This is a genomic window from Cytobacillus sp. FSL R5-0377 (assembly GCF_038004385.1).
Taxonomy (GTDB): domain Bacteria; phylum Bacillota; class Bacilli; order Bacillales; family Cytobacillaceae; genus Cytobacillus.
Genome location: NZ_JBBORA010000001.1, coordinates 1,291,779 through 1,306,925, shown reverse-complemented (window position 1 = coordinate 1,306,925; position 15,147 = coordinate 1,291,779). Strand labels below are relative to the sequence as shown.

Here is a 15,147-nt window from a genome sequence, read left to right as displayed (position 1 = left end):
ACTTTAAGACAATACCTCTGTTTCAGTAAAAGGCACTTCTTTTGCAGGGGCAGGCTCTTCTGTTTCAGGTACTGCTGTTACTTCAATATACTTAATATGGTGATCCTCCATATCAAGAATTTTAAAACGATATTTTCCTTTTTCAATTATGTCGCCTTGTTTGGCTTCGTAATTTTCAGTCAATATCCATCCGCCAATGGTATCAATATCTTCATCATTTATATCGATACCCAGCAAGTCGTTAACTTCGCTGACAAGAACTTTTGAATCAATAATATATTGTCCCTCTTGCGTCTTTCTGACCATCGGCACTTCATCCATGTCGAACTCGTCACGGATCTCGCCTACAATCTCTTCGATGATATCCTCAACAGTCACTAGCCCTGAGGTACCGCCGTATTCATCCATTAAAATGGCCATGTGGATGCGGTCCTTTTGCATTTTAAGCAGCAGCTCATGGATAGGGATGCTGTCAATGACCCGGATAATGGGACGGATGTACGATTCAAGAGTGCTTGATGATAATTCCCGGTTCATTATGAAATCTGTCATGACTTCTTTAATATTGACCATGCCAATAATATGATCTTTATCTCCATCTATAATCGGATACCGAGTAAATTTCTCTTCTTGGACGATTTGAAGAAAATCCTCAAGTGTATCGTCTTTTGAAAGAGAAACTATTTCGGTACGCGGAACCATAATTTCTTTCGCGATACGATTATCAAATTCAAAGATTTTATTTACATACTTAAACTCAGATTGGTTAATTTCGCCGCTTTCATAGCTTTCTGATAAAATGATGCGAAGTTCTTCTTCAGAATGTGCTAAGTCGTGTTCAGAAGCAGGCTTTAATCCAAACATGCTGGTCAATAGGCGGGCAGAGCCATTCAGCGCCCAAATAATCGGATACATGACCCGGTAAAACCAGATTAAAGGACGTGTTGTTAAAAGTGTAACGGCTTCTGCTTTTTGTATTGCCAGAGTCTTTGGAGCCAATTCTCCCACCACTACATGCAGGAAGGTGATAAAAGCAAAAGCAATGCTGATTGAGATTACATGCGAAACGGATGATGGCAGGCCGAAACTGTAGATCACTGGCCGAAGCAGGTGTGCAATTGTCGGCTCACCCAGCCAGCCAAGACCAAGGGCTGTAATGGTAATTCCCAGCTGGCATGCTGATAGATATTCATCCAAATTCGATATTACTTTCTTAGCAGCTATTGCATTTTTATTGCCTTCTTCAATTAGCTGATCAATCCTGGAACTTCGTATTTTAACAATGGCAAATTCCGATGTTACGAAAAACGCCGTTAAAGCAATTAAAATGGCTATAAAAACCAAGTTTAATATGTCCAAATAAGTTCCCCTTCTCCCGCCTAAACGGGCAGGGTGTCACCTCCTGATTTTGTGAAAAATGGGACTAGCTGGTTAAGCCGGAAAGGGAACGGAGCAAAGCAGTACTTTCGGCAGTCAGCTTTCTGGAATAGCCATCTTTCTGCTCATCATCCATTGTATTAATAAGCGGCATGAGCACAGCTATTTCCTGCTGAAGCTGTTTCATCTGTAAAGTCACTGTGTTTATATGCTTTTCAACTTCCCCTGTCTGAATCTCCCTTTTCGTTTTCATTTCTAGTTTTCTTTTAATCTCTTCAAGCGGTAGATGCAGTTGTTTGCATTCCTCAATGAATCTTAAATCAGACAATACTTCTTCTGAATATATGCGATAATTTGATTTTGAGCGTTTCGCTTTTATTAGTCCAATGCTAGTGTAGTAGTCAATTGTTCTTTTAGAAACATTAGCAATATTGGCTAATTCGCCGATACGATAGTAAGCCCCATCATATCACCTCTGTTTTGAATACTTATATCTCCATAATAGTACTTTTCAACAAGAGATATAGTTAGAATTAATTATACGTTAGCGGAAACCATACAGTCAAACGTAGCAGTTTGGAAAAAAGGATTACACTTATTTTATGAAATTATTCATAAAATATGAAGTAAAAAGATTCGGAAAAAATAAAAAAATTCAGATGGGTTACATGAAGCAGCTTAAACTGTCTGCAGGCAAGAGAAACCAGAAGCTAAAGTATGCTTCTGGTCTTAAGTAATTCATTTTATTATTTTCACAACTTCAATATAAGAAATATGGTGTCCGTCCATTTCTTTGATCATAAATCTGTATCCATCTTCTTCTATAATGTCTCCCTGTGCAGCATCGTACTTTTGCGTCATGATCCAGCCGCCGATGGTGTCCACATCATCATGAGATAAAGCTGTGCCCAGGAGATCATTTGCTTCTGAAATCAGCAGTTTCGCATCAAGGATATAATGGTTTTCCCCTGACTTTTGAATAAGCGGAAGTTCATCGGCATCAAATTCGTCCCGGATTTCACCTACGATTTCTTCCAGGATATCTTCTGCAGTGACCAATCCGGCAGTTCCGCCATACTCATCAAGGAGAATAGCCATATGTGAACGCTCCTTTTGCATTCTAAGGAGCAAATCATGAATAGGGATGGTTTCAATAACTCTGATGACAGGTTTAATATATTGCAGTAATGGGCGTTCCTCTTCACATTTTTTTCTTACACAGTCAGTTAAGATTTCCTTAACATTCATGATCCCGAGAATATTATCCTTATCGCCAGCAGTGACCGGATAGCGTGTATATCGTTCATTTAATATGAGATCGAGGGTTTCTGCCAGTGATGAATCTTCCGGGATGGTAACAATCTCGGTCCGCGGAACCATAACTTCTTTGGCTATTCTATTGTCAAATTCAAATATTCGATCAACATACTGGTATTCGGATGGGTTAATTTCACCGCTCTTTAAGCTTTCAGATAGGATAATCCGAAGCTCTTCTTCTGAATGAGCCATCTCACTCTCTGAAACCGGCTTCAGTCCAAATAATCCTGTTACAACCCTGGCTGAACCATTTAAAATCCAAATGAACGGATACATTATCTTATAAAATATTATTAATGGCTTTGAAAAAGATAAAGTTATGGCCTCTGCCTTTTGAATGGCAAAGGTTTTTGGCGCAAGCTCCCCAATGACCACATGGAGAAAAGTCACCACAGCGAAAGCAATGACAAAGGAGAGGATATGAGTTAAGGAAGCCTGCAAGCTGAGACTTTCAAATATAGGCTGAAACAGTCTCTCGATAGTCGGTTCACCGAGCCAGCCAAGGCCCAGTGCGGTGATTGTAATTCCAAGCTGACAGGCAGATAAATATTCATCCAGGCTGCTTATCACTTGTTTCGCAGAATGGGCTTTAGGATTTCCTTCCAGGGTAAGCTGGTCAATTCGTGAAGTTCGTACTTTAACAATGGCAAATTCAGATGCAACAAAGAAAGCAGTTAATGCAATTAATAAAAATAGCAAGAATAGGTTAAGGGTGATCATATAAAACCCTTCCTGTAAAGGTAAGGGACCGCCACCTCCTTTATAACTACTTTTCCCTTATTCATAAATTTTACAAATAAATCATGAATAAAGGATACATTTTATATGAATTACCCTGAATTAAGAGATGTAATCAGGAGTAATAAATATTGCCGATCCTAAATGCAGGGGAAAATAAAAAAAGCCTGTTCGCAGGCTTTCTGTTAGGCTCTTTTCTCAAAGATTGTTGTTTTTCTTTATGAATTCTGCCCGTTGATTGCAGCAACCGCGGGGAAGAATGCGAGCCTCCTCGGCTTCGCCTGCGGGGTCTCACACTGCCCTCTCCTCCCGCAGGACATTTGATAAGCTACCTCTATCAGGCACCGAACGAAGGAAATGCGTCAGCATTTTCGAGGATCAAGTGCCCACATCGAAGATCAACTCAGCAAATTAAATTAGGTTATGAAAAAGCAACAAACTCTTTCAAAACAGCTTTTAGTTTAAATTCTCCATTCTCTTGCCAGAAGTCCATATACGGCAAGATCGTGATATCGATTATAAAGATACTCGCCATCCCTTATAATACCTTCCTGGCGAAAGCCAAGACGTTCAGGTATCGCTCGGCTTTTTTCATTTCTGATCCCGCAGCGGATTTCGATGCGGTTCAGTTTTAAATCAAAAAAAGCATAATTGATCATGGCCTGCACGCTTCGAGTCATAATTCCGCTTCCCTCAAAATCCTTTGCAAGGTAGTAGCCAATGCTGGTTTGTCTGTTGTTCCAGTCGATTTGGTGAAAACCTATAGAGCCTGCAAGATTTCCCTGATAACGGATTCCGGCATTAAAGCCGTTATTATCGGCAAACTGTTTCAGCCATAAAGGAATAATCGAATGATACTGAACTGGTGAAGCCATATTATCTACCCATGGAAGCCACTCTCTTAAGTGGATGCGGTTTCTGTCCACCAGGTCGAAAAGCTCTTCTGAATGATGAAGCTGGAACAATTGTAATTCTATTTCTTCATCTACTTTTAATGAAAACAAGTGATAAACCTCCTTCACCCAAACTGCAAATAATATTAATAATAATCTGGAAAAAAATAAAAGTATATGATTTTTTTGTAAAAAGGCTACTTTGAATGAAAGATGAAAAAGCTGCTCCCGGTTCGGAGTCAGCTCTTGTCTTTAGTCAGCTTTTCAGTTGGAAGAGTTATGCTGAACACGGTCCAGTCTGATTCGGTGTCGCAGGTCAGAGTCCCTTGGTGCTTTTCAATTATTTCTCTGCAAACAAATAGACCAAGCCCCGTTCCGAGTGTTTTGGTTGTAACAAATGGCTCAAATATAGAATTAACAAGATGATCCGGAATTCTCGGCCCATTGTTGGAAATATCCAGCTTAATCTGACCATCCGGAACCCATTTGCTCTTAATATGGATGACAGGGTCGCTCCGGTACTGTGTAAGCACATCAATAGCATTGAAGATAATATTGATGAAAACTTGACGGATTTCATCCGCATAGCCAACCAAATAGATATCTTCTTTCATATCCTGAAGAATCGTAACCTTTCCATCCAAAATACTGGGATACAAAAATATAAGGACTTCATCTATTAATTCATTTAAAGAGAAAGTGATTTTTTCTTTTCCAATCAGTTCCTTTTTAGATAGGAGCAAGAATTGTGAAATTCTAAAATTCAGCTGCTCCAGTTCATTTGAAATGATATCTAAATACTTCATGGAGGGATTTTCGGATTTTAACAGCTGAATAAACCCTTGTACAGACGTAAGCGGATTTCTGAATTCATGAATAAAGCTTGAAGTCATCTGGCCCAGCAGTGTTAATCTATCTTTATGGGTGGAATCGATAAATTGTGTTTTTTCCTTTATTATCTGATCCTTGGCGTCCGTATATCTGGACACAGCGTGATACAAGAATTTATCGAAACAATAACCGATTTTTTCGTACTGTCTCTGGAGATCATTAAAATGTATTTCAGAACGATTCAATATATTGAGAATGATCGTTCTTCCCAGATTGACATTATAAACAAAATCTCCAATATTAATATCTGCTTTTACTCGCTGTTCAGCGACAGAGTACGCCAGTTTCTGAATATAGTCTTCGAGTTCTTTCCCATCTTTCAGCAATATTTGAATCACCAATTGGTACATGGCGTCGCCATTATCTTTAATTTTATCTTTAAAAGGATCATCCCTATTTATGAGGATTTTATCGTTCCATTCCCTTAAAAGGTTTTCTCTTTCCGTCAGAAGCAGCTCCAAAATGGCATTATTTGTTTCAATCGTCATTTTATCCTCCACTTTTTTTTCATAGTAACACTTAACCCATAAATTTCGATAGAATTTTTTAAAATCCTCTGTTAATTTTATGGAAAATTACAGTAATTTTTACCCTGTAGATTATAGCTAACTCGTGACTAAATGCACAGTTATTTTTTTGATATAATTGGTATAGTTAAAGGAAAAGGTAGTTTTTAATTTGTAATATTGTCATTATTTCTTTTATAATATATAAAACAGGTGTAAATTTACACCAACAACAAAAAAGGAATGAAGCTGCATTGACTAGAGATGAAATTATACTGAAAGTTTCAGATAAGATACGTCTTATTCGGACAGAGGCAGGATACACACAGGATAAAATGGCGGAAATTATTGGTGTTTCAAAAAAGACCCTGGTTCAAATAGAGAAAGGGCGAGCGGAGGCAGGCTGGTCCACAGTGGTAGCTGTTTGTGCATTATTCAGAGAAACGGAAACAGTCCGGTTTTTGTTTGGAAATGAACCGCTTGAAGTCCTTGAGACTATTGCCAGAGAAGGAATCGATTATAGGAAGGAAAAGACTCTTGGCGGAAAGCTATGGTGGCGGGAAATAAAGAGAAGCAACGGTTTGATCCTTCAGCAAAACATCATCAGCCAGCACTACAGGATTATTGACCAGGACCATTTTAGGATTTACAGCAGTTTCGATGAATTGTCTTCTAAAGAACGGTTTGAGGAGCTCGCAGCAGAGAATAAAGACCTTCAGCAACAATAAAAAAGCAGCCGCCGGGCTGCTTTTCTATTTTACGGGATATTCCTTATCTTTAGCTATAAGAACCGGACAAGTGGCACTTTTGGCAATTTTTGTACTGGTGCTCCCAAGGAACATTTCTTTAATTCCGCCTTTGCCTGAGTTTCCCACAATGATTAAATCAGCGTTTTCGGCCGCTGCATATTCACATATGCTTTCTGCCGGGCCCCCCTCAAGAACTTCGAACTTTGCATTAATGCCATAAGGCTCAAGGATTTCCTTTGCATTATAAAAAGTATTGTCAACACTATGCTTTACTCTTGCGTGTGTATTGGACGAGGATTCATCATGATATACAGGAAGAGGAGGAATCTGAATTCCTTCCAGCAGATAGCCGTTTGTTCTAACAGGCTCTACCGCTTTTTTATTATTTATGGGGATATTTTCCACTGTTTCTTCAAAGACCTGAGCAACCAGGAGCTGAGCTTCAGGATTTTGTTTAACTAATCCGATTGCCATATTCAATGCCTGCCTGCTGCCATCCGAATCATCATAGCCCAATACAATTCTATTAATATTCATCAATGTTCACTCCTTCTTAAAATAAGGAAACTTATTGTTTATATACCCTTAGCTGTAAAGAGTAAATCATAAGAATCATCAGGGCTGGAAAACTTAGGCTATATTCGTAAAGTTGTTGTTTTTCATAACTTTAATTAAATCAACGGGCAGTATTCATATACAAAGAATAACAATCTTTGAAATAGAGCCAAAACTTTTAATACCCCCATAAAAAATGACCGGATTCCGTAAGGTCTAATGCATATTTTCAGCTGTGAAGAGTGACCTTGAAAATTTCAGGGTATATTTTATATGTCCAAAAGAAATTACCATGGAAATAAAATACTATATAAAAACATATTTTTTGAAGTTATGCTGTTATCGGTGTAATCTGAAGACTTCCGAACAAGTGCAAACTAATTTTCATCAAGACTAATGGAGGAAATATGAGAAAGAGAACTTCAGTTATTAAAAAGTTTCAGTTAACTTGGAATAAACTGCACCTGACACAGGTATCCATATTGTTTGCATCTACTTTGGTCCTGGCTTTCTTAAGCTTCGTCTATTTTTCATATAAGGATGCGGATATAAGTGCGCTTGAAGCAGGGCTTGCGCAATCAACAGTCATTTATGACGGAGATGGGGAAGTAGCCAGCAAGATCTCTGCAAATAAAAATGAAGGCATTTCCATTGATCAAATTCCAGATCATATGAAGAATGCTGTAATCGCGATTGAAGATCACCGTTTTTATGATCATGGCGGCATTGATTTAAAAGGAATTGGCAGGGCCTTTTTTACAAACGTGAAAGCAGGCGGAATAGTAGAGGGCGGGAGTACGCTTACCCAGCAGCTGACCAAAAATGCCTTATTATCTGCAGAAAAAACATATAAAAGAAAACTGGAAGAATTCTTCCTTGCGCTTGAAATCGAAAAGGAATACAGCAAAGACGAAATTCTTCAGATGTATCTAAACCAGGTTTATTTTGGGGAAGGCGCCTGGGGGATCAAACGGGCGGCGATGAAGTACTATGGAAAGGATGTTGAGGATCTGTCCATTAGCGAAGCCGCACTGCTGGCAGGGCTGGTTAAAGCCCCATCAGCCATCAATCCATACCAAGATGAAGAAAAGGCAATTGAAAGAAGGAATACCGTCCTTGATCGTATGAAGGAATATGGCTTTATTTCTGAAAAGGAATGGGAAAAAGCAAAAAATGAAAAGCTTGTCTTCGAAGACGGCGGCGGTGATCCCCTTAAAGGGAAATACCCTTATTATGTAGACGCTGTACTGGAAGAGGCGATGAAAAAATACAATATTTCGCTAGATGAGCTTTTAAGTGAAGGGTATCAAATATATACAGAGCTTGATCAGGATATGCAGAGCAGTGTAGAAGAAACCTATACAAATGATCAATTATTTCCTAAAGGTACTGGAGATCAGCCAGTACAAAGCGGAGCTGTACTTCTGGATCCGAAGAATGGCGGAATTCGCGCCCTTGCAGGCGGAAGAGGCGAACATACCCTTCTTGGACATAACCGTGCCGTTCATAAAGTGGGCCAGCCTGGATCGACAATGAAACCGATCGTGCCATATGCAGCCGCATTGGAATCGGGTTGGAAGATCACAGATGAACTTAAAGATGAAAAAATGACATTTGGCAAAGATTATGAGCCGAATAACTACAACGGACAGTTCCGGGGAAATGTGCCAATGTATGAAGCAGTCAAGGACTCATTGAATGTTCCTGCTGTATGGCTTTTGGATGAGGTTGGTGTGGAAAAAGGGGTAGATGCAGCATCAAGGTTTGGCATACCTGATGACGCCATCAATCGAAATCTTGCACTTGCTCTTGGGGGAACAAGTGAATGGGTGTCTCCATTGACCATGGCACAGGCATATGCTGTATTTGCAAATGGCGGCGAGAGGCCGGAAGCCCACTCCATTACAAAAATAGTCGATAAAGACGGAGTCACTGTAGCAGAGTGGAAAGGTGAGAATACAAAAGTCATTTCCAAGGATGTTGCAGACAATATAACAACCATGCTTCTTGGGGTGGTTCAGCATGGTACAGGGAAGGCTGCCCAAATACCAGGCAGAGAAGTTGCAGGGAAAACAGGAAGTACACAAATGACCATCGAAGGCATTGACGGAGTTAAAGACCAATGGTTTGTCGGCTACACACCACAGCTCGTAGGTGCTGTGTGGGTTGGCCATGATAATACAGATGCGAATAATTATCTTACAACTTCAAGCAGTGAAGGCACTGCTCCAATATTCCGGACAATCATGTCAGAAGCTTTGAAAAATCAGGAAGCTGAATCATTTAATGTCCCTCATATAGCCGGTCTGATGGAACAAAGACAAAAAGAGCTGCAAAGAAAAGCCTGGGAAGAAAAGATAAAGAAAGAAAAAGAAAAGATAAAAGATAAAATAGAAAAAGAAAAAGGAAAATGGAAAGAAAAATGGAATAAAGGGAAAGAAAAACGCAAAGAAAAAGAAAAAAAGAGAGATAAAAAGAAAGATAGAGAAAAGAAGCATGATTAATGAATTATATTTTACGAGTACAGTGAAAAACTGTACTCTTTTTTTAAAGGAGGCACCTAACATGGCAGAAAAATTCTATGATGCATTAGCGGAAGAGTATCACTTGATATTTGAGGATTGGGATCGATCCATTTCAAGGCAAGGTGATGTATTGGATAATCTTTTATCAGCAGAAGGCATAAAAAAAACATCATCCCTATTGGATTGTTCATGCGGAATAGGAACTCAGACATTAGCTCTGGCCAAAAAGGGATACAAAATAACCGCATCCGACATTAGCGGAAAATCTATAGGAAGAGCAAAAAGAGAAGCAGAACAGAGACAACTGGATATCCCATTTTTTCAGGCAGACATGAAGGAGTTATCATCTGTCCACAAGGAAACTTTCCGGGCCATCCTATCTATGGATAATGCCTTGCCCCATCTTATGGACGAAAAAGAATGTATCAAGGCACTTAAAGAGGTTTACAGTTTACTCAGCGGGAAAGGTATTTTTCTCTTTTCTATCAGGAATTATGATGAAATACTAAAAGAAAAGCCATCATCCACCTTGCCAGCAATAAGGGATCACACTATAACCTTTCAGCTTTGGGAGTGGAAGCAGCATTCCGATATGTATAATTTGAGGCATTTTACAATGGTGGAAAAGGATGGGGATTGGTCTGTGTCTGAGAGAAATTCTCAGTATAGGGCCTATCGAAGGGAAGACTTAAACCAGCTTCTGCACAAAGCCGGTTTTCGAGAGGTGAAATGGCTCCTCCCTGAAGAGTCAGGTTTTTATCAGCCAATTGCGGTTGCATATAAATAAAAAAAGGCCATCCGGCCTTTTCAGGCTGTCGAGAAACTCTCGACAGCTTTTATTTTTATCATTAACTTTATTAATTCACCGCGTTAATTTGATATAATATAATTAATTTTACTTAGGATGGTGGATGGCATGTTCAAACCGAAAAGAGAATCACAAAATGAAGCGGAATTTGTTTTTATTGAAGATTTAGTCCCTGAAGATCATCTTTTAAGAAAAGTTGATAAGTACATAGATTTTTCTTTTATCGGGGAGAAAGTCCGTCCCTTCTATTCAGAGAATAACGGGCGTCCTTCGGACCCCATTATGCTTTTTAAGATGATGTTCATTGGTTACTTTTATGGCATCCGTTCAGAACGACAATTAGAACGGGAAGTACAGATGAATGTGGCGTACCGATGGTTCCTTGGCTTGAAGCTCAATGATCCTGTTCCGGACCATTCAACCATCAGTTGGAACCGGCGAACTCGTTTTAAAGATACAAATATTTTTCAAGAGATCTTTGATGAAATTGTCCATCAAGCCATTAGTCATAAAATGGTCGGTGGAAGAGTTTTATTTACTGACTCCACTCACCTTAAAGCGAATGCAAACAAGCACAAATTCACTCGTGAAGAAGTAGAAATTGAAACTCGGGAATATATAGATGAACTTAATAAAGCTATTGAGGAAGACAGGTCAAACCACGGAAAAAAGCGCTAAAAGAAAGAGAGGAGGTGACAGAGACCAAGGAAATCCGAAAAAGTACAACCGATCCAGATTGCGGATTCATGTCCAGGGAAAATAAGCAGGAAATGTTCTGTTACTTAGACCACCGAACAACGGATATGAAGTTCAATATCATAACGGATGCCTATGTTACTCCTGGAAATGTCCATGACTCTATCCCTTATCTTTCTAGATTGGATCGTCAGATCGATCGTTTTGGATTTAAAGTAGAGGCAGTGGCACTCGACTCAGGTTATTTAACGAATCCCATTTGTAAAGGGCTTCACGACAGAAGCATTTTTGGTGTAATTGCCCATCGGAGATATCAGCCGACCAAAGGATTATTTCCAAAATGGAAGTTTACCTATCATAAAGAACAAGATATCTATGTTTGTCCAAATGGCCAGAAGCTAGTTTATCGCACAACAACAAGAGAAGGGTACAGAGAGTACAAGTCTGATTCTAAAAAGTGTTCAGAATGCCCACTCCTGAAGGAGTGCACAAGGTCAAAGAACAAACAAAAGGTCCTAACACGCCATGTGTGGGAAGAATTTAAAGAGAAAGTGCGCCTAAACAGACTCTCCCTCTCCGGAAAAATTCTTTATAAATATAGAAAAGAGAAAGTTGAGCGAAGCTTCGCAGATTCAAAAGAACTGCATGGGCTTCGCTATTGCCGGTTACGGGGATTGCACAATGCGAGTGAGCAAGTATTACTCACCGCAGCGTGCCAGAATATGAAAAAGATCGCCACTCACCTAGCCAAGCTAGGATAATTGTGGCGATCTATTGTTTTTCCATAAAAAAAGCCTATTTTTAAGTCAGTAATTGAGAAAATAAAAAAAGCTTGTGGAAAAATCATACCTTTCTCCACAAGCTGAAAAGGCCATCCGGCCTTTTTTTTAATAGTTATATTTTAGAATAACCAGTTGATTAGCGCTCCAATTACCACAATCGCTCCAACTACCATAAAAATTGTACGTATCATCTATTTTTCACTCCATTCTCTCTGCATTAAAATAGTCATTTTACAGCTGAATTGTTTCAGCTGCATTAATGAAACGTTTTTCTGACAGACGAACCTCAGAAACATGGTTGCTGCACATATCTTTAATGTGCTGCAGATGGTTCTGAACTTCTGTTCCTTCCACAATGATTTTCAGGCTTGTTTGCTGCTTCACTGTTAAAAGGAAGGAAACTAATTTAGAAAGGTTTGAGGCATCCACCGCTTTATGTTTGCTGTAGAGATAAGTGGTGCCATCAAATTGTTTTGACGCCTGGTAAATTTCAAGCATTTTCTTCATTGTGAACTTGTTTTGAACTAATACATTAGCAGAAATAATTTCTTTCATTTTAAAAATCTCCTTTTAATAAAGTATTTTATATTAATCGTTTAATGATGTGGTTGTATTATGGAATTACCCCGGTGATTACAACCGTAAACCACCTGGTTCAAAGTGTGAATAATTACCTTTTTACTTCATTCGATTTAGGGGTTTGAATCACTTTCAGTCTCAAGAAGGAGATTAAAACCATCATAAGCCGCTTTATCAAATGTTAGTCTCAATTTATATTTATGATATAAATCAGGGAAACTGAGGTAAAAGAGATGCAAAAATTCCGGGGTATTTTCCAAAATGCCAATTATGTAAAATTATTTTTCGCCAACTTCACTTCTCAGATGGGAAGTACGATTGGTTTAACTGCCTTTATGTTTTATTTGCTGGATCGTTTCTCAGAACAGCCTTTTTATGCCGCACTAACAGAATTGATGTTTTCTGTTCCAACTCTGGCGGTGTTTTTTTTAGTTGGAGTGTTTGCGGATAGGATGGATCGCCAAAAAATAGCTTATCATTGTGATTGGATTAGCGCGCTATTATCAATTGTGTTTTTGCTGACTGTTATTATTGGCTGGATGCCGCTGGTATTTGCAGTATTGTTCCTGAGGAGTGCTATTCAGAAATTCTTCTTTCCTGCTGAACATGGTATGATTCAAGGCATTTTGAAAAGTGAAGATTATACGACCGCTGCAGGCCTTAATCAGGTTGTGATGAGTCTTTTCATGCTGTTCGGAAACGGGCTTGGTATTCTTGCTTACTGGACAGTGGGAGTATACGGTGCAATTGCAGCTGATGCGCTTACCTTTATCATCAGTGCTTTATTAATAAAATCCTGCCGCATACCCGAAGAGGTCCGTCTGCCAAATGGCGCGCATGGGATTAGAGACTTGGATATACCGTTTGTCTTCAAGGACTTTATACAGGGGATCAAATATATTATCGAGCATAAATTATTATCTGCCTTGCTTGTTGGCTTTTTCGTTTTCGGTGTGGTAAATGGAGGTTTTTCAGTCATGCCTATTTTTATGCTGAAATATAAGCTCGAGCCGCAATCCTATGAGGAATATTCAGTCTTGCTCGGAATAACATTTGGGATTGGTGTTCTGATTGGAAGCTTTGTTGCTTCTTTGCTCACTCAAAAATTCAAGCTATATCAGCTCATCATTGCGGGACTGCTGTTAACCGGCAGCTTCATCATTGCTGCATCTTTTGCAGAGAACACGTTTATTTTCCTTTCTTTATTATTTGCTGCAGCGTTTGGCCTTCCTTTAGTGAACGTCGCAATTGGCGGCTGGATGCCAAGCATTGTGGATCCGAAGATGATGGGAAGAGTACAGGGATGGGTAAGTCCGCTGATGATGCTTTCACAATCTATAACACTCGGATTGATTGCTGTCAGCTTTCCAGGATTCCTAAGAGTGGAAATGCTATATTGGATGGTAGGCGGCTGTTTAGCACTTGTTGGTGTATTTTACAGACTCGTTCTCCCAGGATTAACGAAAAAAAACGAAAAAAGCGGTAAAGCACATTCTTTAGAACAGACTGGTGCAGTATAATGTAATAAAAGTCCCTATAATAGGGGCTTTTTATGTATGAAAAAATAATTTTCAATAAATAATGAACCTTTTCATCTCTTAAACGTCTTATGAGTGAAACAAACAGCTGATATGAGATGATAGAGTAGAGAGGAAAGAAGCTGATGGAGGAGAAAGACCTGATAGCTAGTGCCAAACGAGGCGATCAGCTCGCATTTGCCATACTTTTTAGAAATAATTATCCCTTTTTGGTTAAATACTTAATCAAAATTACCATGAATCCTGATACATCTGAAGAGCTTGCTCAGGAAACTATGGCTAAATGTGTTGAAAAAATCAGCCTGTTTAATGGCAAATCGAAGTTTTCCTCCTGGCTGATATCCATTGCTACGAATTTGTATATTGATCAGAAGCGAAAGTCGAAAAGAGAGAGGAACTGGAAAGCGCAGGAAGAAGCCCTCAGACGCATGAAGTGGCATCTTGAAAGCCGGAATGAAGAATGGAATGATACCTTGTCAGCTTTAGGAAAACTAAAAGACGAGATTAGGATACCTATCATACTTAAGCATTATTATGGCTATTCGTACGAGGAAATTGGAAACATGATGAACATATCTTCAGGCACTGTTAAATCAAGAGTGCACAATGGGATCATGTCTGTAAGAGAGGAGTTGAAGATTTATGGTGAACAGGAAAGTGCTGCAGCTGGAAAACGATCATAAAGATGAACATTTTTTGGCTGCAGTAAGGGAGATAGAAGACGGATTGAGGGGGCTGGACGAAAACGTTCCGGTATATACACCTGACCTGCAATACTTTGAAACCTTGGTTGCAGAGCAACAACATACAATGAAAAAGAAATTGATCAGGGAGTTAGCTATCTTCACTGTTGCAGCGCTCCTCATTGTAACTTCGATATTATTCATATTGTATCAGCTGCCAGCTGTATTCCTTTTGCTTCAAGGATTTGTCACTGTTTTTATTATGGTATACAGCACAGTCAGCTTTGTGAAACAGGTGAATGGCACATGAACAGCGAAGAAATTTCGCTTCCCTTATTGATTATAGTGGGAATCATCCTAATTGCACAGAGTACGTTCCTATTCCTGGATGCCAGAAAGCACGGTCATAATTATTGGCTTTGGGGAATAATTGGTTTAATACAGGCGCCAATGCCGACCTTGTTTTACTTGATTTTCATCAAAAAGACCTGGAAGAAAAAAGATTAATTG

General features: G+C 39.2%; 15 protein-coding genes. 8 read left to right on the top strand and 7 right to left on the bottom strand.

The window, feature by feature from the left end:
* Positions 1-3: 3 nt before the first annotated feature.
* From NSQ49_RS06515 to NSQ49_RS06495, 5 genes are all read right to left on the bottom strand, one after another.
* The gene (locus NSQ49_RS06515) at positions 4-1,359 is read right to left on the bottom strand and encodes a hemolysin family protein (RefSeq protein ID WP_159865900.1); all 1,356 of its coding nucleotides are present in this window, start codon (positions 1,357-1,359) and stop codon (positions 4-6) included.
* 64 nt (positions 1,360-1,423) lie between these two features.
* Positions 1,424-1,825 (bottom strand): MerR family transcriptional regulator, encoded by a 402-nt coding sequence (locus NSQ49_RS06510; RefSeq protein ID WP_159866235.1) that lies wholly within the window; start codon positions 1,823-1,825, stop codon positions 1,424-1,426.
* A 290-nt stretch (positions 1,826-2,115) separates the two neighbouring features.
* Positions 2,116-3,414 (bottom strand): hemolysin family protein, encoded by a 1,299-nt coding sequence (locus tag NSQ49_RS06505; RefSeq protein WP_251284971.1) that lies wholly within the window; start codon positions 3,412-3,414, stop codon positions 2,116-2,118.
* 479 nt (positions 3,415-3,893) lie between these two features.
* Positions 3,894-4,436 (bottom strand): GNAT family N-acetyltransferase, encoded by a 543-nt coding sequence (locus NSQ49_RS06500; RefSeq protein ID WP_251284970.1) that lies wholly within the window; start codon positions 4,434-4,436, stop codon positions 3,894-3,896.
* Between the two features lie 128 nt (positions 4,437-4,564).
* Complete coding sequence (locus NSQ49_RS06495; RefSeq protein WP_159865909.1) at positions 4,565-5,704, bottom strand: histidine kinase N-terminal domain-containing protein; 1,140 nt, start codon at positions 5,702-5,704, stop codon at positions 4,565-4,567.
* Between the two features lie 272 nt (positions 5,705-5,976).
* On the opposite strand from NSQ49_RS06495, the gene NSQ49_RS06490 reads away from it, so the two are divergent.
* Positions 5,977-6,450, top strand: a complete 474-nt coding sequence (locus tag NSQ49_RS06490; protein WP_159865912.1) for a helix-turn-helix transcriptional regulator — start codon at positions 5,977-5,979, stop codon at positions 6,448-6,450.
* A 24-nt stretch (positions 6,451-6,474) separates the two neighbouring features.
* Here the strand turns inward: NSQ49_RS06490 and NSQ49_RS06485 are convergent, their stop codons facing one another.
* Positions 6,475-7,008: a universal stress protein gene (locus tag NSQ49_RS06485; protein ID WP_159865915.1), complete on the bottom strand. Its 534-nt coding sequence runs from the start codon at positions 7,006-7,008 to the stop codon at positions 6,475-6,477.
* Between the two features lie 425 nt (positions 7,009-7,433).
* Between NSQ49_RS06485 and NSQ49_RS06480 the strand changes: the two genes are divergently transcribed.
* From NSQ49_RS06480 to NSQ49_RS06470, 3 genes are all read left to right on the top strand, one after another.
* Positions 7,434-9,530 carry a transglycosylase domain-containing protein gene (locus NSQ49_RS06480; RefSeq protein WP_159865918.1) on the top strand — a complete coding sequence of 699 codons (2,097 nt, stop codon included), beginning with the start codon at positions 7,434-7,436 and terminating at the stop codon, positions 9,528-9,530.
* 61 nt (positions 9,531-9,591) lie between these two features.
* Positions 9,592-10,338: a class I SAM-dependent methyltransferase gene (locus NSQ49_RS06475; RefSeq protein ID WP_251284969.1), complete on the top strand. Its 747-nt coding sequence runs from the start codon at positions 9,592-9,594 to the stop codon at positions 10,336-10,338.
* A 129-nt stretch (positions 10,339-10,467) separates the two neighbouring features.
* A protein-coding gene (locus tag NSQ49_RS06470; protein WP_159871978.1) for an IS1182 family transposase occupies positions 10,468-11,816 on the top strand; the annotation gives its coding sequence in 2 pieces (ribosomal slippage) (positions 10,468-11,032 and positions 11,032-11,816; 1,350 coding nt in all).
* A 252-nt stretch (positions 11,817-12,068) separates the two neighbouring features.
* Here NSQ49_RS06470 and NSQ49_RS06465 read toward each other — a convergent pair.
* The gene (locus NSQ49_RS06465) at positions 12,069-12,392 is read right to left on the bottom strand and encodes an HPr family phosphocarrier protein (protein ID WP_159865924.1); all 324 of its coding nucleotides are present in this window, start codon (positions 12,390-12,392) and stop codon (positions 12,069-12,071) included.
* Between the two features lie 257 nt (positions 12,393-12,649).
* Here NSQ49_RS06465 and NSQ49_RS06460 point away from each other — a divergent pair, with 257 nt between their 5' ends.
* From NSQ49_RS06460 to NSQ49_RS06445, 4 genes are all read left to right on the top strand, one after another.
* Positions 12,650-13,936, top strand: coding sequence for an MFS transporter (locus tag NSQ49_RS06460; RefSeq protein ID WP_251284054.1), 1,287 nt, complete (start codon positions 12,650-12,652; stop codon positions 13,934-13,936).
* A gap of 143 nt (positions 13,937-14,079) precedes the next feature.
* Positions 14,080-14,637 carry an RNA polymerase sigma factor SigY gene (gene sigY, locus NSQ49_RS06455; RefSeq protein ID WP_251284053.1) on the top strand — a complete coding sequence of 186 codons (558 nt, stop codon included), beginning with the start codon at positions 14,080-14,082 and terminating at the stop codon, positions 14,635-14,637.
* A complete protein-coding gene (locus NSQ49_RS06450; RefSeq protein ID WP_159865933.1) occupies positions 14,597-14,947 on the top strand; it encodes a YxlC family protein in 351 nt (116 codons plus the stop codon). Before sigY ends, NSQ49_RS06450 begins: the two co-directional genes overlap by 41 nt.
* Positions 14,944-15,144 (top strand): sigma-Y antisigma factor component, encoded by a 201-nt coding sequence (locus tag NSQ49_RS06445; RefSeq protein ID WP_159865936.1) that lies wholly within the window; start codon positions 14,944-14,946, stop codon positions 15,142-15,144. The genes NSQ49_RS06450 and NSQ49_RS06445 overlap by 4 nt, the downstream gene beginning before the upstream one ends.
* The last annotated feature ends 3 nt before the right edge of the window (positions 15,145-15,147 follow it).